The sequence below is a fragment of the Pseudomonas sp. P4_C8 genome, from assembly GCF_056401975.1.
In genome coordinates, this window is record NZ_JBFUIH010000059.1 from 1 (window position 1) to 17586 (window position 17586).

The 17586-nt window shown below is 55.7% G+C and carries 14 protein-coding genes; 11 read left to right on the forward strand and 3 right to left on the reverse strand.

The genetic code is table 11. The annotated features are described in order from the left end of the window. Positions 1-88: 88 nt before the first annotated feature. A complete protein-coding gene (locus tag AC1DWM_RS26620) occupies positions 89-391 on the reverse strand; it encodes a hypothetical protein (RefSeq protein WP_223512881.1) in 303 nt (100 codons plus the stop codon). 445 nt (positions 392-836) lie between these two features. Continuing rightward, positions 837-1907, reverse strand: coding sequence for a diguanylate cyclase (locus AC1DWM_RS26625; protein ID WP_223512878.1), 1071 nt, complete (start codon positions 1905-1907; stop codon positions 837-839). Positions 1908-2099: 192 nt separating this feature from the next. Here AC1DWM_RS26625 and AC1DWM_RS26630 point away from each other — a divergent pair, with 192 nt between their 5' ends. From AC1DWM_RS26630 to hglS, 3 genes are all read left to right on the forward strand, one after another. Next, positions 2100-3554: a flavin-containing monooxygenase gene (locus AC1DWM_RS26630; RefSeq protein ID WP_223512875.1), complete on the forward strand. Its 1455-nt coding sequence runs from the start codon at positions 2100-2102 to the stop codon at positions 3552-3554. Positions 3555-3576: 22 nt separating this feature from the next. Continuing rightward, entirely contained in the window at positions 3577-4524 is a 948-nt protein-coding gene (locus tag AC1DWM_RS26635; RefSeq protein WP_477796564.1) for an alpha/beta fold hydrolase, read from the forward strand. Positions 4525-4799: 275 nt separating this feature from the next. Continuing rightward, positions 4800-6185: a 2-oxoadipate dioxygenase/decarboxylase HglS gene (hglS, locus tag AC1DWM_RS26640; RefSeq protein WP_223512869.1), complete on the forward strand. Its 1386-nt coding sequence runs from the start codon at positions 4800-4802 to the stop codon at positions 6183-6185. Between the two features lie 148 nt (positions 6186-6333). Here the strand turns inward: hglS and AC1DWM_RS26645 are convergent, their stop codons facing one another. Further along, complete coding sequence (locus AC1DWM_RS26645) at positions 6334-7011, reverse strand: type 1 glutamine amidotransferase domain-containing protein (RefSeq protein ID WP_477796565.1); 678 nt, start codon at positions 7009-7011, stop codon at positions 6334-6336. A gap of 415 nt (positions 7012-7426) precedes the next feature. On the opposite strand from AC1DWM_RS26645, the gene AC1DWM_RS26650 reads away from it, so the two are divergent. The 8 genes from AC1DWM_RS26650 to AC1DWM_RS26685 all read left to right on the forward strand — a co-directional run bounded on the left by AC1DWM_RS26650 (position 7427) and on the right by AC1DWM_RS26685 (position 17569). Further along, positions 7427-7942: an Hcp family type VI secretion system effector gene (locus AC1DWM_RS26650; protein ID WP_007948242.1), complete on the forward strand. Its 516-nt coding sequence runs from the start codon at positions 7427-7429 to the stop codon at positions 7940-7942. Between the two features lie 132 nt (positions 7943-8074). Next, a complete protein-coding gene (locus AC1DWM_RS26655; protein ID WP_477796566.1) occupies positions 8075-10117 on the forward strand; it encodes a type VI secretion system Vgr family protein in 2043 nt (680 codons plus the stop codon). Continuing rightward, complete coding sequence (locus AC1DWM_RS26660) at positions 10107-10844, forward strand: DUF4123 domain-containing protein (protein ID WP_477796567.1); 738 nt, start codon at positions 10107-10109, stop codon at positions 10842-10844. The genes AC1DWM_RS26655 and AC1DWM_RS26660 overlap by 11 nt, the downstream gene beginning before the upstream one ends. Beyond that, positions 10844-15499 carry an RHS repeat-associated core domain-containing protein gene (locus AC1DWM_RS26665; protein ID WP_477796568.1) on the forward strand — a complete coding sequence of 1552 codons (4656 nt, stop codon included), beginning with the start codon at positions 10844-10846 and terminating at the stop codon, positions 15497-15499. The genes AC1DWM_RS26660 and AC1DWM_RS26665 overlap by 1 nt, the downstream gene beginning before the upstream one ends. Beyond that, entirely contained in the window at positions 15500-15805 is a 306-nt protein-coding gene (locus AC1DWM_RS26670; RefSeq protein WP_223512864.1) for a hypothetical protein, read from the forward strand. Between the two features lie 81 nt (positions 15806-15886). Then, entirely contained in the window at positions 15887-16093 is a 207-nt protein-coding gene (locus tag AC1DWM_RS26675; protein ID WP_477796569.1) for a hypothetical protein, read from the forward strand. 120 nt (positions 16094-16213) lie between these two features. Further along, positions 16214-16414: a CPCC family cysteine-rich protein gene (locus AC1DWM_RS26680; protein ID WP_223512978.1), complete on the forward strand. Its 201-nt coding sequence runs from the start codon at positions 16214-16216 to the stop codon at positions 16412-16414. Between the two features lie 390 nt (positions 16415-16804). After that, the gene (locus AC1DWM_RS26685; RefSeq protein ID WP_477796570.1) at positions 16805-17569 is read left to right on the forward strand and encodes a hypothetical protein; all 765 of its coding nucleotides are present in this window, start codon (positions 16805-16807) and stop codon (positions 17567-17569) included. The last annotated feature ends 17 nt before the right edge of the window (positions 17570-17586 follow it).

The following is a 17586-nucleotide window of genomic DNA, read 5'->3' on the forward strand; positions in this document are numbered from 1 at the left end:
ACATTGGATTTGCGGTGTTCACAATTCCCCTGTGGGAGCGACGGTGCGACGATTCGACCTGCTCGCGAAGGGGCCGGTTGCAACACCGCTAAACAGCAGCCTTGAACCCCTCCTCCCGCTGCAACGCCCGCGCCCGGATCACGTCCAGAATCGCGCACCCTTCGCGCATCAGCAGATGCACCGCCCCGGTCACCCGCGTCAGATCACAGTCTGATATGCCTTTGAGGCCAAGGCTGGACAAGGTGTCCGCCAGATCTCGAACCACCGTGAAGCGATGCGCCGCGCAGGCTGCGAGGTCGCTGAGTTCTTTGTGGGTATTGATGAAGAGCACCGGGTTTTCGGCGTCGTAGGTGTCGATGGGGAGGTAACGAGGCATTACTTGGTCGTGCATGTGTGAACTCCTATTAATAGAGCTTCCACCGTTCGCGGCCAAGCGAAAAGAGGTGGCAGCTGTACGCGGGTTGGCCGACCGGGTATAGGAAACCGGCACACCCGAAGGTGTCCCACGCACAGCCGCCATAACACACCATTTCAGGCACAACGCGCCTGAAATGGTGTTATGGACGTTTTGCGTTCCTAAACTCGACCGGCCAAGGTCGTTCGCGGAGTTTTCCGCGAGCCCGAACTATAGGGGTCGATACCGAAACGCGGCAACAGGGTACGTTGTAGGAAACGTCTTGGAAAGTTGTGCGCCACTGAATGAGCCAGATCAATCGCCGCAAATCCTTGTGGGAGTTAGCCTGCTCGCGATGGCGGTGGATCAGCTGGCAGAGTTGTTGGATGAACAGCCGCCATCGCGAGCAGGCTCACTCCTACAGGGGATCTGCGGTGAAGGGTCAGACGGGATCGAGCAGTTCGTGACAGGGCGTGCCATTGATGCGGCAAATCACCCGATTGCGCCCCGTGGTCTTGGCTTCATACAACGCTTGATCCGCATCGTTAAGCCACAAGGTTGCGTCGGTATGCGTCGGGTCAAACGCTGCCAGACCAATGCTCAAGCTGACCTTCAACCCTGGACTCTGCTCGTAACCTAACGAGGCAAAACGGTCGCGCAAGGCTTCCATCGTTGCGGCGGCGCTGTTCAACGGCATGCCGGGCAGGATCACGCAGAACTCGTCGCCGCCATAACGCCCGGCAACATCGGTGGCGCGCAGGTTCTGCTTGAGCATCTTGCTCAGCTGGCGCAACACAATATCCCCGGCGACGTGACCGTAGGTGTCATTGATGGTTTTGAAATGGTCGATGTCGATCAGTGCAATCGCCCCGCCCTGCTCGCGTTGGCAACGCTGGAATTCGACTTCCAGTTGGTCCTTCCAGGCGCCATGGTTCAACAGGCCGGTCAGGCTGTCGGTGCGGCTCAGGGCCAGCAACTCGCGCTTTTGCCGGCCAAGGGTGGTGGCCTGACGAAAGCAGAGCCAGCCCAGCGTCAGGGGATACACGATCAGCAGGGGCATGCAGGCGAACATTTGCAACGGTGTCGTCGACGGGATGAAGGTCGGGGTAAACACCAGCCCTCCAACCCCCATCCCGAGAATCTGCGCGGCGAAGCCTACTAACAGGAAACGCAAGCCGCCGATGGCGACATTGTTCATTGCCATCATCGACAGCGTTGCAACGCTGGGTAGCGGATTAAATTGCATGGCCGCCACCCAGAAACCACCGAGAAAGGCATCCACCAGGATGTTGCGGTGCTCGGCGTGAAACGGCACCTTTGCCCGTCGCGCCCACTGATAGGCAACGTGCGGCCATAACACGCCGTTGAACACCATCAGCCCCCACACCCACGGCGCCGGGTCGAGTGGGTACATCGCCGCGCTCACGCACAACAAACCCAAGGCCAGGCCCAAGGTTCGCGATGCATAGAGCCTCCTGGCCAATGAAAGTCCTTTCCCTCCCGAATTTTCCATAGGGCCTCTGCGCCACTGAACGGAACTTGATAACACCGGGGTTGCAGGTGCGTTGAGAGTCTATCAGGGCGACGTTAAATAGCCATCACTGGCGAGCGGGCTGAATACCAGGCTATTGCCACCACGCGAGTCGTCAATGTTTGGCTATACATGAAGAGAGGGTTCAATCAATAACCATAAAAAAGGAGACCCATGCAGACTTTTCAAGTGTTGATCATCGGCAGTGGTTTTGGCGGTCAGTGCGCGGCGATCAATTTGCTAAAAAACGGTATCGACGATTTTCGCCTGCTGGAACGGCGGGACTTTTTCGGCGGCACCTGGTGCCAGAACACCTACCCCGGCGCGGCGGTGGATGTGCCTTCGCCGCTGTATTCGCTGTCCTTTGCGCCCTATCGCTGGACGCAAATGTTCGCCGAACAGGCGGAACTGCACCGCTACACCCAGCACGTGGTGGAACACTTCGGCCTGCGCGACAAGGTCGAACTGCAAGCCAATGTCGAACGCATCGAATGGGATGACGCCAGCAAACGCTGGGCAGTGCACACCGGCAGCAAAGGCACGTTTTACGCGCAGTTTCTGATTAACGCGACGGGGCCGTTGAGCCAACCGGTCGTCCCGCACTTCGAGGGCATGGAACGCTTTCAGGGCAAGACCTTTCACACCAACAACTGGGACCATGCCTACGATTACCGGCAAAAACGCGTGGCCATCATCGGCAGTGGTGCCAGTGCCGCGCAGGTCATCCCGGCGATTGCCCCGGACGTCGAGCACCTGCACGTGTTTCAACGCACGCCGCACTGGGTGCTGCCAAGGGGCGATCGCGCGTTTGGCCCGTTCCAGCGCTGGCTGCTGGGGCTGAAACCGGCCTACAAACTGCTGCGCTGGATGATCTACTGGCAGTTCGAAACCCGGGTGATTGCCTTCAAATACTCGAAACCGGCGATCCACATGGTCCAGCAACACGCCCTGCGCTTCCTCAAGCGTCAGGTGCCTGACCCCCAATTACGCCAAAAACTGACACCGGACTTCACCATCGGCTGCAAACGCGTGCTGATCTCCAGCACCTACTACCCGGCACTGGGCCGCCCCAACGTGACGTTGCACAGTCGCGAACAGGGCATCACCGCCATCGATGAAACCGGCATCGTCACTCAGGATGGCCAGCACATCGACCTCGACCTGATCGTCTGGTCCACCGGTTACGACGCCACCGACGGGGTGATTTCCTACCCGGTCACCGGCAAACACGGCACGCAACTCAAGGACGTCTGGGCGCAGTATCCCCGGGCTTATCTGGGTACCAGCCTGCCCGACTTCCCGAACCTGTTTATCGTCACCGGCCCCAACACCGGCATTGGCCACACCTCGGCGCTGTTTATCATCGAGTCACAGATGAATTACATCCTCGACTGCATCCGTACGTTAAAAGCCCAAGGTTTACGCAGCATTGAAGTACGCGCCGAAGCGGAACGTACCTACACTGAAATGATCCACCGTGAAATGGAGCGCACCGTATGGAAGTCCGGAGGGTGCCACAGTTGGTACCAAAGCAAGAGCGGTCATGTGATTGCCATGTTTCCGGGGTTCAGTTTCAGCTATCACCGTTTGACTCGGGCCTTGAAACCCGCCGACCACATCCTGTCCTGATCACGTTAAAGGAAGTCATCCGATGCTTCTATTCGTTGTCATTATCGCGGTTGTCGTGGCCTGGAGCTGGTTGAACTATCCGGCCATCGGTTATTGGCTGTATGACTTGAACATGGCCATTGAAGCCAAGCTGTATCGGCTGCACAAAATCGTCGTGCCCATTAACGAGATGACCGTCTCGACATGGCAAGGCGGGCCGTATGAGGCGTCCAGCAGTGTGCTGATGCTGCACGGCTACAGCGCCGACAAAAACCTCTGGCTGCGCTTTGCCCGGCACTTTGTCGGCAATTATCGGGTCATCATTCCGGACATTGCCGGGCATGGCGAAACCGGCTTCAAGGCCGGCGGCGGCTATGACATCCCACTGCAAGCCAAACGGATGATCCAGTTGCTGGATGTCTGCGGAGTCGAGAAGGTGCACGTGATCGGCAACTCAATGGGCGGTTACATCGCGGCGTGGCTGGCGGCCACGTACCCGGACCGGATCGCCTCCGTGGCGCTGATCGACCCGGCCGGGGTCACCGCGCCCGAGGCCAGTGATCTGGAGCGGCATTTGGCCAAGGGACATAACCCGTTTCTGATTCACTCACGGGAGGAGTTTCGACACTTCTACGCCATGACCATGGCAGAACCGCCATGGGTGCCCGGCGTGGTGCTGGACGCCGTTGCCCATCGCTATGAGCAAAGCCGCGATGAACTGGAAGAAATCTTCAACGACTTTCGCGCCAGCCCGCCGATGGAACCCAAACTGGCCGACATCAAGTGCCCGGCGCTGTTGCTGTGGGGGCACAAGGACCGTTTGATCGACGTCAGCAGTGTGGCGGTCTGGAGCAAAGGCATCGTCGATTTGCGGGTGCATATCTGGGATCACAGTGGCCACATGCCGATGGTCGAACAGCCCGCCAATACTGCGCGACTGTATCGGGAGTTCCTGGGATCGCTGCGCACCGAAAGCCGCTCCCACCTATAACCCCCCTGTAGCAGCTGACGAGCAGCGCGAGGCTGCGTTCGGCTGCGAAGCCGTCGTGAAGTCAGACGCTGTGGTTTTTCAGTTAAACCGCGCTTTCAGGGTTTACGACTGCTTCGCAGCCGAACGCAGCCTCGCGCTGCTCGTCAGCTGCTACAGGGCCGGCGGGGATGCAGTCCTTGGCAGAATGAAGTTCGTAAGATTCTTCGTTTGTCGGCGGCGCTGAAGGCTGCGATCTTTTCGCACATCCTTTACGTCACCGCGCCAGGAATTTTTTCATGAGCCAGCCACGCTTCGTCAGCCCTGACCTGATCCGCCAACGCTTCTCCAAAGCGATGTCCGACATGTACCGCGAAGAAGTGCCGTTGTACGGCGCGCTCATGGAGCTGGTGGAGCAGACCAACCAATACGTGCTGGACAACGACCCGCAGATCGCCCGCCAGTTGAACAGCACCGGTGAAATCGAGCGCCTGGACCTTGAACGTCACGGTGCCATCCGCGTCGGTACTGCCACAGAACTGGCCACCCTCGCCCGTTTGTTCGCGGTGATGGGCATGCAACCGGTGGGTTATTACGACCTGACCCCGGCCGGCGTGCCGGTGCATTCCACGGCGTTTCGCGCGGTGCACGAAGCGGCGTTGCAGGTCAGCCCTTTTCGCGTGTTCACCTCGCTGCTGCGCCTGGAACTGATTGAAGACCTGGAACTGCGCGCGTTCGCTCAGTCGGTGCTGGATAAACGCCAGATCTTTACCGCGGCAGCGCTGACCCTGATCGAGCGTGCTGAAACCGAGGGCGGTCTTACCGAAGACGAGGCGCAGCACTTCGTCGAACAGGCGCTGGAAACCTTCCGCTGGCACCACAGCGCCACCGTCACTGCCGAGCAATACCAGAAACTCAGTGCCCAGCATCGCCTGATCGCTGACGTCGTGGCCTTCAAAGGCCCGCACATCAACCACCTGACGCCGCGCACATTGGACATCGACATCGTCCAGGCACAAATGCCCGCCCACGGCATCACCCCCAAAGCGGTGATCGAAGGCCCACCTCGCCGTCAGTGCCCGATTCTGCTGCGCCAGACCAGTTTCAAGGCGCTGGACGAGCCGGTTGCCTTCACCGATCAAGCTAAAACCCGAGGCAGTCACAGCGCGCGCTTCGGCGAAATCGAGCAACGTGGCGCCGCGCTGACGCCTAAAGGTCGGGCGCTGTACGACCGTTTGCTCAATGCCGCACGGGACGAGTTGAAAGACTTCCCCAATGAAGCCAATGCCGCACGCTACAACGCACTGATGGTGCAGCACTTTGGCGAATTTCCTGACACATACGAAGGTATGCGCCGACAGGAACTGGCGTACTTTCGCTACTTCGTGACGGAAAAAGGCTTGGCGGCGGATGCGCTGGATTCGTTGTCGCTGGAGGATTTGCTCGACGGCGGCTATTTGCGGGTTGAACCGCTGGTGTATGAGGATTTTCTGCCGGTGAGCGCAGCGGGGATTTTCCAGTCGAACCTGGGGGACGCGGCGCAAACCCACTATGGCGTGCATTCGAACCAGCAGGCGTTTGAGCAGGCGCTGGGGCGATCGACGATTGATGAGTTGGGGTTGTATGCCGAGACGCAGCGGCGTTCGGTTGAAGAGTGCTATGCCGCGTTGGGCCACGCGATCTAAAGCAAACGTGTAGCAGCGCGCAGCCTCCTGTGGGAGTGAGCCTGCTCGCGATGACGGAGTGTCAGTCGACAGCTGTGTTGCCTGATACACCGCTATCGCGAGCAGGCTCACTCCCACAGGCTGCGCAGGCTGCTACAGGTGCAGTGATTCAGCGGAGTTTGGTCAGCAACGCCTCGGCGGCTGCATCGGACGACGCAGGGTTCTGGCCGGTGATCAGCAATCCGTCCGTGAGTACATAGCTCGCCCAATCGTCGCCCTTGGAATAAATCCCGCCCTTCTCCTTGAGCATGTCCTCCACCAGAAACGGTACGACGTTCGTCAGTTGCACCGCCTCTTCCTCCGAGTTGGTGAAACCCGTCACGCGCTTGCCTTTGACCAAAGGCTGGCCATCCGCGCCTTTGACATGGCGCAACACGCCCGGTGCATGGCAGACCGCCGCGACCGGTTTACCTGCCTTGATAAACGCCTCGATCAGCGCAATCGAAAAGGTATCTTCGGCCAAATCCCACAGCGGACCATGGCCGCCCGGATAGAAAACAGCATCGTAATCTTCGACTCTCACGCTGTTCAGCAGCGCAGTAGAGGCTAATGCGGATTTAGCCGCAGGGTCTTTGTTGAACCGATCCGTCGCCTCGGTTTGCGCGTCCGGCTCGTCACTTTTTGGGTCTAGCGGCGGTTGGCCGCCCTTGGGCGAGGCCAGGGTCAGTTGCGCACCGGCGTCCTTGAAGGCGAAATACGGCGCGGCGAATTCTTCCAGCCAGAAGCCGGTTTTCTTACCCGTATCACCCAATTGATCGTGGGACGTTAAAACCATCAGGATTTTCATGTCGTTCTCACTCCGGTTCAGGGTTATTCGGACGCTCGACGGCGCTGTTTTTATGGACCCTGCTGCCGGTCGGTTCGTTGCACCAGGTACAGGGGGTCTTTGACGGGTGGCGCAAAGCCGTTATGCGCAAGAAGTTGCGCACTCATCCTACAGAAAGGTCCCGCCTGGATGCTGATCGCCGGGCCAGGAGGGCTCTCCAGCCGAGTGCGCAAGAAGTTGCGCAGTGGTGTGCAAGTTCTTGCGCACATTCCTCAGGGATCTTCGCCGATAAATCTTTCAGTCGCCGAAAATTGTCCCTGGTCCATTGATCTATAAGGCTTTCAGCGTTTCTGGCACGGACCTTGATAACAGTCAGGCACCCACCGGGCGATACCGCCTCCCGGGCACTCTTAATTTTTTAGCAAGGAGCACATCCATGGCTACACCAGCGTACATGTCCGTCACTGGCGAGAAACAAGGTCTGATCACCGCCGGCGCGTTCACCGCCGACTCGGTTGGCAACACCTACCAGGAAGGTCACGAAGACCAGGTCATGGTTCAGGCTTTCAGCCACGACGTGATCATCCCGCGTGACCCGCAATCCGGCCAACCGACCGGTCAGCGCGTTCACAAGCCAGTCGTGATCACCAAGGTCTACGACAAGTCCTCGCCACTGCTGCAAGCGGCTCTGACTTCCGGCGAGCGCATGAGCGAAATCGTTATCCAGTGGTACCGCACTTCGGCTCAAGGTACCCAAGAGCACTACTACACCACCAAACTGGAAGACGCCATCATCGTCGCCATCAACAACAAAATGCACAACTGCCAGGACCCGTCGAACTCGCACTTCACGCACCTGGAAGAAGTGCAGTTCACCTACCGCAAAATCACCTGGACCCACGAAGTATCCGGTACTTCGGGTTCCGATGACTGGCGTCTGCCGGTCGCCTGATCCAGGCCGATCGTCTCAAGCATCGGCCAGCTCTGCTGGTCGATGTTGTTTTCGCCCTTCCAGAATTTTCGCGTCTGCTGATGCCTTCTTCGGCTATTGGCGAACGCCGCTGCACTGCACGAGGAACAAGGGATGTTCGCGCCGGCCAATCAGACTCACTTTGCCCTGACCATCGAAGGCCTATCCAACGATTTACAGGTGCTGTCCTTGCAAGGTCGGGAGGCGATCAGCCAACCGTTCGTGTTTGAGGTGGAACTGGTCAGTGAACAGCCGTCCCTGGACCTCGAAACCCTGCTGCACAAACCGGCCTTTTTGCAGCTCTCGCCTGACGGCAGCGGCATTCATGGCCAGATCTACCGCGCCGCCCAGGGTGATTCCGGCAAACGCCTGACCCGCTACGCGGTGACCCTGCGCCCGCAACTGTCGTACCTCACGCATCGCATCAACCAGCGCATCTTCCAGAACCTCAGCGTGCCGAAAATCATCGGCAAGGTCCTCGAAGAGCACGGCATTCAAAGCAACGCCTACGTCTTCAACGTCGGGGCGATCTATCCCGAGCGCATCTACTGCGTTCAATACGACGAATCGGACCTGCAGTTCATCCAGCGCCTGTGCGAGGAAGAAGGTATCCATTACCACTTCCAGCACAACGCCACGGCCCACAAACTGGTGTTTGGCGATGACCAGACGGTGTTCCCGAAACTCGCCCCCGTGGCCTATCAGCAAGACTCCGGCATGGTCGCCAACCACCCGGTGATCAAGCGCTTTGACCTGCGCCTGGAAACCCGCACCAGCCGCACCACCCGCCGCGACTACGACTTCGAAAAACCGCGCATCACCCTCGAAAGCGAAAACCGTGGCGACGCCCAGCCCGACCTCGAAGACTACGACTACCCCGGTCGCTTCCTCGACCGCGAACGCGGCAAGCACCTGGCCAAACGCGCCCTCGAACGTCACCGCAGCGACTTCCAGCTCGCCGAAGGCAAAAGCGATCAGCCGATACTGGTCAGCGGCCACTTCCTGGCCCTGACCCAACACCCGAAAGCCAAATGGAACGACCTCTGGCTGCTGACCGAAATCATCCACGAAGGCAAACAGCCGCAAGTGCTGGAAGAATCGGTCACCAGCAGCACAACCAACCTGAAAGACGATTTCCACCAGGGCTACCGCAACCGCTTCCAGGCCACCCCGTGGGACGTGCCGAACCGTCCGCCGCTGCATCATCCCAAGCCACGGATCCTCGGCAGCCAGAGCGCCGTGGTCACCGGCCCCAAAGGTGAAGAAATCCACTGCGACGAATACGGTCGCGTCAAAGTGCAATTCCACTGGGACCGCGAAGGCCAGGCCGATGACAAGACCAGCTGCTGGCTGCGCGTCTCCTCCGCCTGGGCCGGCGCCCATTACGGTGGCATCGCCATCCCGCGCATCGGCATGGAAGTGCTCGTCACCTTCCTCGAAGGCGACCCCGACCAACCGCTGATCAGCGGCTGCCTGTACCACAAGGAAAACGTCGTCCCGTATCCGCTGCCGGCGAACAAGACCCGCAGCACCTTCAAGACCCTGAGCTCCCCCGGTGGCGGCGGTTTCAACGAACTGCGCATCGAAGACAAAAAGGGCCAGGAACAAATCTTCCTGCACGCCCAGCGCGACTGGGACGAAAACGTCGAACACGACCAGAAAATCCGCGTCGGCAACGAACGCCACGACACTGTCGAGCAAAACAGCTACAGCGAATTCAAGGCCGAAGAACACCACACGGTGTACGCCGACCGCAAAGTCGAAGCACGCGCCAATGACCACCTGACCGTGGGTGCAAACCAGCACATCAAGATCGGCACCGGCCAGTTCATCGAAGCCGGCCAGGAAATCCACCTGAGCAGCGGCATGAAAGTCGTGCTCGAAGCCGGCAGTGAACTGACCCTCAAAGGCGGCGGCAGCTTCATCAAGATCGACGCCAGCGGCGTGACCCTGAGCGGGCCGGTGATCAATATGAACTCGGGTGGAAGTCCCGGCAACGGGACTGGTGCGGCACCGCTGATGCCCGGCGTGCTGAAACAGGCAGACGCCGACAAGGCCGGCGCAGTCCTGACCCCGGCTCAGGTGAATACGTTGAAACGTAATGCGCCGTTTTGTGAAGAGTGTGAAAAATGTAAGGCAGGTGCGTGTGCAATCTGATCTTTTGACCCCGCAGGCGTGGCTTGCAGAACGGCCGTTGCAGGCCAATGAACGTCTTTATTTGATCGTCAGCGCCGCCAGCGATGCCGATGCGCTCAAGACGCTTTATCAAACTGAACCAACAACCCAGGCAACTCCTATCTGGGGCGGAACCCCCTACGCGAGCTGGCAACAGGTCATGCCCTACCTCGTCGAGCTGAAATCCAACTCCGGTTTTCTACCGTGGATTGCCGAAACAGACGCGCAGGACTGGGGTTGGCTGGCGGTTTCAACCAGCATGCCGGAGGTGGTGTTCGAACACCTTCGCAGCCTGACCCAAGTGCGCATGCCCGATGGGACCGAGGTGTTTTTCCGGTTTTGGGATGGGCGGCATATCTACCCGATTCTGGAAGGACTCAGCGATGCGGCGGGGGAAGTGCTGCCGGTGTTTGATCGGTATTTGATTAATGGGAAGCGGTTGGAGGTTGGGCCAAGGGTGGTGCCGAAGGCGAAGGATTGGCCTTGGTGGGAAGTGCCGAAGGGATTGTTGGATGGGCTCGCCAAGCAGAACTCGTCAACCCTGATCGGCAACTTGATGCAATGGCTGGGAGAGGAACGTCCAGACATCTACGCCGCTTATCCCGAGAGCAACCTGAAGCTGAAAATCGCACGCTTCGTGCGCCGGCCCGATGCTCCGAAAAACCTGAATGAAGCACTGTTAAACCACCTGATTCTGGAGCAAGGCTGATGGATCGCGTTGCCTTTATTGATGACCAACTGGCCACCTTCAAGGACAGTCTGAAACTTTATCGTGAACTGACCGAAAGCAACTTCGCCCAGTGGGTGGATAAAGGTCCTCAGTTCTTTGACAGACCAGCCTTTTTTGGAATGAACAGGACCGTTAAGCTCGGTAGTGCGAGCGCGACAGTCAGCACCGGCAATAACGAGTTTTCGTCTACTGTCGCGGAGTGTCCGGCAAACCGCTTGCTACTGATCGAAAGCAAATTCATATCACTTCATGACGTTCCGGTTGGCAATATCACTGTCGAAGTGACCCCGGTAGACGGTGGTGAGGCCGTTCCTGTCTTGCTGAATGAGGAAGGTAAAGGCGTTTACAAAGGGACACCGGGGAAAAAATATTACGTTCGCGTCCAGAGCAAGGTTACAAAAGAACAGGTCACCGCACTTTTCGACTCCTACGGCGGTTTGACCCAGCAACTGCAAACATGGCTGGAAGCTGAGTGGAGAAACTATAGGCCGCTATGGCCCACCCAGACCTTATCGACAACTTACCTTGCGCAGCTCAATGGCTCTGCCATAGGTACATGGGAAGCCATCAAAGGCGCGTTTGATGGCTTGAAACGCATATTCGAGATTCTGAAGGACCCTCAAAAATATGCAGAAGAGCTGGGTCAAAGTGCCACTGACCTGATCAAACTCGCGAAAGAAACACCGGCGGCCATGGAAAGGCTCATGCTGCTGGCGAGTGATCAGGCGGCCTTATTTTTACTGCTGAAAACTGCAGCTATCTGGCTTATTGAGTTACCGCCTAGCGTAGTTGCGGGTGAGTTCTCTAAGCAGGCTTCCAGCATTCTGGTAACCATTCTCATCGACCTCGTGCTGGCCCTGGTGCTGACGTATGCGGTCGCAGGCTCAGGTATTGCCTATTTGGGCGTGCGCCTGGCGAACTACGGCGCAAGAATTCTTGAAGCCGTCACCGGCTTCATCAAGTCCGTCTTCAATATCCTGAAAGCCTTTATGGAGGCTATCGATAAATACAAGAAGGTGGCCGCCCGTGCAGCGGTTGGGGCCTTTGAAAAAGGCAAGGTCAAGATTGGTTGGGGCAGGCAGGACCACGCAAAAGTACATACCTCGGAACATTTGGACGACAACTCCAAGCAATCGACCAACCACGATGACAAAAATGTCGCGTGCACCCGTGAAACCTGCGTAAACGGCTGCCCGGTTTCGATGGTCACCGGCGAAGAGTTACTCACACTCACCGATGGTCAACTCAATGGCCTCCTTCCATTTGAATGGACTCGACTTTATCGCACCAGTGCTGCGGAAATCAATTGCGGCTTGGGCTATGGCTGGAGTCATGCACTCGCGCAGCGAGTGGAGATAAACAACGACGAGGTTGTCTGGACGGATCATGAAAACCGCGTAACGACCTTTCCCCTCCCGAGCGAACAACGCCCAGCCATCACCAATAGCTTGTCCAAAGCGGCTATTTACATCGGTGACGATCCATCTGAACTGATTCTGTCCCAGGCTGGCGATCAAACGCTGTTCTACCACTTCCGCTACAACATCAAGGGCGCCACGCTAATTGCTATCAGCGGCAAATACGGCAACCGCCTGCACATCACTCGTGACATTCATGGGCGTATCAAGCGTGTGGACAACGGTTCCGGTCGTGCCTTGCTGTTGCGTTACGACCGCAAACATATAGTTGGCATCGATTACCAGCAGTTCAGCCCGGCAGACAATCTGGAAGATGCATGGAGCACCATCCAGACATTAGTTAGTTATCGCTACGACGAACAACATCACTTGGTTGAAGCGAAGAATGCCGCCGGTGAGAGCGAGCGATACGCCTACGATGAAAAGCACGTCATCCTCGAAAGACAACTGGCCGGTGGCGCCAGTTTCTTTTGGGAATGGGAAAACGAGGGCAAATCTTCACGTTGCGTCCATCACTGGGCGAACTTTTCGCAGATGGATGCCCGTTACGTTTGGGATGACAAGGGTAGCGTCACCGTTACCAATGCCGACGACAGTGAAGAAATCTACACTCACGACAATCAAGCCCGACTGATCAGCAAAGTCGAGCCAGACGGTGCCGAACATCTCAAAGCATACGACGACAAAGGTCGGTTGATTGCCGAGAAAGACCCGCTGGGAGCGATTACAGAGTTTCAGTACGACGAAGCAGGACGCCTGGAAGCGGTCATCCCACCAGAAGACGCACCGACGCAATACGAATACAGCAACGGTTTTGTAACAGTCGTCCGGCGTGAGGAATCGATCTGGAGATACCAGCGAAATATCCAAGGTGACATCACCCAACAAACAGATCCTGACGGTAACGTCACTCAGTACAGCTACGACGGACAAGGCCGTTTACTGCAAATCCGTCACCCCGACGGCGGTCGCCATAATCTGGGCTGGAACAATCTGGGCGAGTTGATCGAAGAGCAACTGCCGGACGGCGGTCAGCGCAAGTATCGCTACGACGCACTGGGCAGACAGATCACCCGCCAGGACGAGAGCGGGAGGGTTACCCAGTACCAATGGGATACCGCCAATCGTCTCGCACAAATCACTCTGCCGGGCGGTGCGACTCGTGCGTTCACCTACAATCCATACGGTCGTGTCACCGCTGAACGCGATGAGTTGGGTCGCGTTACCCGCTATGAATACGCCGATGGCCTGCATCTGGTCAGCCGCCGCATTAACCCTGATGGTAGCCAACTGCGCTACCGCTATGACAACTCACGCCTGTTGCTCAGCGATATCGAAAATGAACGTGGCGAGCAGTATCACCTCGACTACTACGCTAACGGTCTGATCCAGCAAGAAACCGGGTTCGATGGCCGACGTACCACCTACGAATATGACCTCAACGGCCAACTACTAAAGAAAACAGAATTTGGGGACGACGGCAGCGAGTTAGTCACTGAATACCAACGCGATTCAGCAGGCCGCCTGCTGGTAAAAACCCTGCCTGACAGTGAAGAAATTCACTACAGCTACGATGTCCGCGGTCGTCTCGTAAACGTCGATGACGGCAACTGGCCCCTCGCCTACGAGTATGACCTGCAAGACCGCCTCATCACGGAACACCAAGGTTGGGGAACGCTGCGCTATGAGTACGACAAACAAGGCAATCTGAGCCACTGCCGCTTTCCTGACGGCAGCAAGCTCGACTACCGCCACCAACCTGGTGGCCGTCTGAGCAGCATCGACCTCAACGGTTCGCGCCTGACGACTCACCAATTCAGCGCCGGCCGCGAACAACAGCGCCAACAAGGCCTGCTCCTCAGCCAATATCAATACGATGACCAAGGCCGATTGCAGGCGCATACCGTCAGCCAACAAGAGCGAAACCTATTCCGCCGCCGCTATGCCTACAACGCGAATGGCAACCTTGCCGGCATCGACGACAGCCGCAAAGGTAACCTCAATTACTACTACGACCCGCTCGACCGCCTGATCAACGTCCGTGGCACCACCCCGGAAAGCTTCGCCCACGACCCGGCGGGCAACCTGCTCGGCCAAGGTGATCAGCAAGCCGCAAACCTGGCCAACGTCAAAGGTAACCGCCTGCTGATGCAGGGCGACCGTCACTATGACTACGACGCTCACGGCAATCTGAGCCGCGAGCGCCGCGGCACCGGGCAGAAACTCGTTACCGAGTATCGCTACGACTGCCAGCATCGCCTTATCGGCGCCAGCCTGCCCGGCGGCAGCATCGCTAGTTACAAGTACGACGCCTTCGGCCGTCGTATCGCCAAGACCGTCGATGGTCAAACCACCGAGTTTATGTGGCAAGGCGAACGCCTGATTGCGGAAAGCGCCGACAACCGCTATCGCACTTACGTCTACGAACCAGGCAGCTTCCGCCCATTGGCCATGCTCGATGGCGAAGGCCCGCTGAAAGCGACGCCGTTCTACTATCAACTCGACCACTTGGGCACACCTCAAGAACTCACCGACTATAGCGGTGAGATCATGTGGTCGGCTAAATACCGCGCCTATGGCAACCTCGCGGCACTGGACGTCGCCGAAGTCGACAATCCACTGCGATTCCAGGGACAGTACTTCGATGCTGAGACGGGCTTACACTACAACCGGCATCGCTACTACAATCCGGGGACCGGGCGGTTTCTGACGCCAGATCCGATCAAGCTTGCGGGTGGGTTGAACAACTACCAGTACGTGCCTAACCCTACGGGGTGGGTGGATCCGTTGGGATTGAATAGCAATTGTCCGGGAGGAGTGAATTGCAAACCTGGATCTGTTGAGGATCCAGCGAGTAATACCAAGGTTAATGAGGGGACATCTGGAGCACCTGATGTTCAATGGACGAATCACGGTAACAAGCACGTCGCCCCCAAGGCGCCGTGGCCAAATGTTGTCAAATCAACGGCGAATGGAGGGGCAGCGAAGTATTTACCAGGAACAGATATCGAGGCACTTGAGCGTCACGCTTTCAAGAATGGCCAAGACGTCAACAATGGAAAGCCGTGGAAAGTCATTGACATGGGGAAAACCATTGGCGCTAACGACGGTAAGGAAACGCGATTCATGAGGGTTGAGCTAAGTGCGAACACTATTCATGGCCATCCTATTTCCGAAGATGCATTTAAAAAACTCACAAAAATGAAGAAAAATTAAATGAACACGAAAAAAATAATTGAACTTGGTGGAAGAATCACATTTGATGACATATCCCACCTAAATCAAGATATTGATATATCAATAATTATTGATGATTTAAAGGAGGATCTATTCCAAGCTGTTTTCCCCCATGATCAACTCATTGATATCGGCTGGTATCCGGAGTTCTGCGAAGATGGCACTTTCAAAGTCTCACTAATTAAATCCCATGATTGGGAGCAACCAATTTTCAGCGAAAAAGCAAAAAACTGGAAAGAACTACAACAGGTAATATCCAATGCTCTAATCAAAATAGAAATATAAAAACAACCAAGAAAGACAAAGAAAGGAAACAGACATATTTTTATACGAATTCAGCAATTGATTTAGCAAAAGTACTTTAACATGCAAAAAACCTCTCGATCCGATGCAGTTTACAAGCTGAGCCAAAAAGCTTTAGCTGCTCTCAACAATGATGCGCGTGAATCACTGCTACTGAATTGGTGGGGGATTGATGACAGCGACGAAGTGTTCTCCTTGCTTTCAAAAGAAATGCAACATCTACTTATCTCAAACGACGAACCGCCAAGTGACGTACAGAATCCTCTTTAGGACGAGTTGTTATTGATTGCTTTGCACTCACAATACAAGAGCGTTACAAATTTGTATTTATCTAGCCAAATGAAAAAAATGGGATTCGGCAAGCATTAAGTATTGGGACTCATCGAACCAATGGAAGCTTGTCCTTGCTGCAGTTACCGCACATTATCGTCGAGAGTAAACTACGAAATTTGTGATCTGTGCAAATGGGAAGACAACGGAGTAATTGATCCTGAACAATACAGCGACCGGAACCATATGACACTCGGAGAAGCGAAAGAGACATTCTCAAAAAATATGAACGTATTGCCTTTAGACAAATGGGCCATTTAAGAATCACAGCAAAGCAACAAATGTATTTCCACACGCCCAAAAAACCTCCTGAATAAAAATCAAAAGATGAACACAAAGGGGACGGGTTTATTTTCACGGTTTTTTAGTCCTAAAATACGCTTACACCTGTTCCCCCAACGCCCGACCGCAACGGCACGACCACGCAGCCACAAAATACTGAGCCTGCAGTAATCTCGCAAATCGTGATACTACTGAAACCCGAAATCCGTTGCTTATTTAAATGGACACCTATAAAAAAATAAAAAAACAGGAAAATAATTCATCACTTACAGCAAAAACACTCGTCACCGATTTCTCATTTTTCCTTCGCCCTATAAGTTCACATAAAACTAATAGAACCTATTTTACCCCTTCCACACGGGCCAACCGATGAACACCAAACAAGTTCTGCTCATAATTTTAACCGTACTTTCCACATCAGCGCTTGCTGAGAACGCAGAATTTGGATTCGTTAGAAGTACTCCAGATGGAAAAGCTTATTTATATACCACTCAGGAAATTTCGAGCCACGATTCCATCTCAGTCCAGTTCCCTAAAGCCAACGGAGTCGTCGCTTGCTGCAAATCAACAAAATCAAATGGGGAAAAACAGCAACCGGGTGACGTGACCGATTTGCTCAACGAAGCCGACATGCACATCTACGGGCTCGACATTCAATACAAAGAGCCTTTCATCGGCATAGCCGTGGTGGGTAAAAATGTAAGCGAACACGGTGTGTCAGCAGTTGAAGTCAAGGGGCAAGCAACAACAATCAGCACATGCTTAAGCCAAGAAGGCGTTCATCTTTACTCAAGAAAAAATGGACGCTTGAATGGTCATTTGTATTTAAGTCTCGGGTACGACGTAGAGCTAACCTATCAATCTTGCGAAACGGAACGACAAAGCTCCGTACCGACAGACGTCTCCAGCTACATCAAAAGTAGAGACAACTGTGACTCGCTGCGTGGCGACATTCCTGAACCGGACCCTGCCGACCCGGGGAATCTCGATCGTGCCATCAGCAATATAAACAAATATTGCAAAGGTACAGATCAGCAGCTGAAGCAGTTGAAGGAGAAATACTCCGGAAACAAAAGCGTTGAAACGCTGCTCTCGACTTACGAAGAAAATATTGAAGCTGATATGAGTTTTTAGATTCACTCATCAAGGAC

What these genes read in the sequence shown, in the direction of transcription:
- AC1DWM_RS26620 (WP_223512881.1), bottom strand. Translation starts at nt 391, where the DNA reads ATGCACGACCAAGTAATGCCTCGTTACCTCCCCATCGACACCTACGAC.
- AC1DWM_RS26625 (WP_223512878.1), bottom strand. Translation starts at nt 1,907, where the DNA reads ATGGAAAATTCGGGAGGGAAAGGACTTTCATTGGCCAGGAGGCTCTAT.
- AC1DWM_RS26630 (WP_223512875.1), top strand. Translation starts at nt 2,100, where the DNA reads ATGCAGACTTTTCAAGTGTTGATCATCGGCAGTGGTTTTGGCGGTCAG.
- AC1DWM_RS26635 (WP_477796564.1), top strand. Translation starts at nt 3,577, where the DNA reads ATGCTTCTATTCGTTGTCATTATCGCGGTTGTCGTGGCCTGGAGCTGG.
- hglS (WP_223512869.1), top strand. Translation starts at nt 4,800, where the DNA reads ATGAGCCAGCCACGCTTCGTCAGCCCTGACCTGATCCGCCAACGCTTC.
- AC1DWM_RS26645 (WP_477796565.1), bottom strand. Translation starts at nt 7,011, where the DNA reads ATGAAAATCCTGATGGTTTTAACGTCCCACGATCAATTGGGTGATACG.
- AC1DWM_RS26650 (WP_007948242.1), top strand. Translation starts at nt 7,427, where the DNA reads ATGGCTACACCAGCGTACATGTCCGTCACTGGCGAGAAACAAGGTCTG.
- AC1DWM_RS26655 (WP_477796566.1), top strand. Translation starts at nt 8,075, where the DNA reads ATGTTCGCGCCGGCCAATCAGACTCACTTTGCCCTGACCATCGAAGGC.
- AC1DWM_RS26665 (WP_477796568.1), top strand. Translation starts at nt 10,844, where the DNA reads ATGGATCGCGTTGCCTTTATTGATGACCAACTGGCCACCTTCAAGGAC.
- AC1DWM_RS26670 (WP_223512864.1), top strand. Translation starts at nt 15,500, where the DNA reads ATGAACACGAAAAAAATAATTGAACTTGGTGGAAGAATCACATTTGAT.
- AC1DWM_RS26675 (WP_477796569.1), top strand. Translation starts at nt 15,887, where the DNA reads ATGCAAAAAACCTCTCGATCCGATGCAGTTTACAAGCTGAGCCAAAAA.
- AC1DWM_RS26680 (WP_223512978.1), top strand. Translation starts at nt 16,214, where the DNA reads ATGGAAGCTTGTCCTTGCTGCAGTTACCGCACATTATCGTCGAGAGTA.
- AC1DWM_RS26685 (WP_477796570.1), top strand. Translation starts at nt 16,805, where the DNA reads ATGAACACCAAACAAGTTCTGCTCATAATTTTAACCGTACTTTCCACA.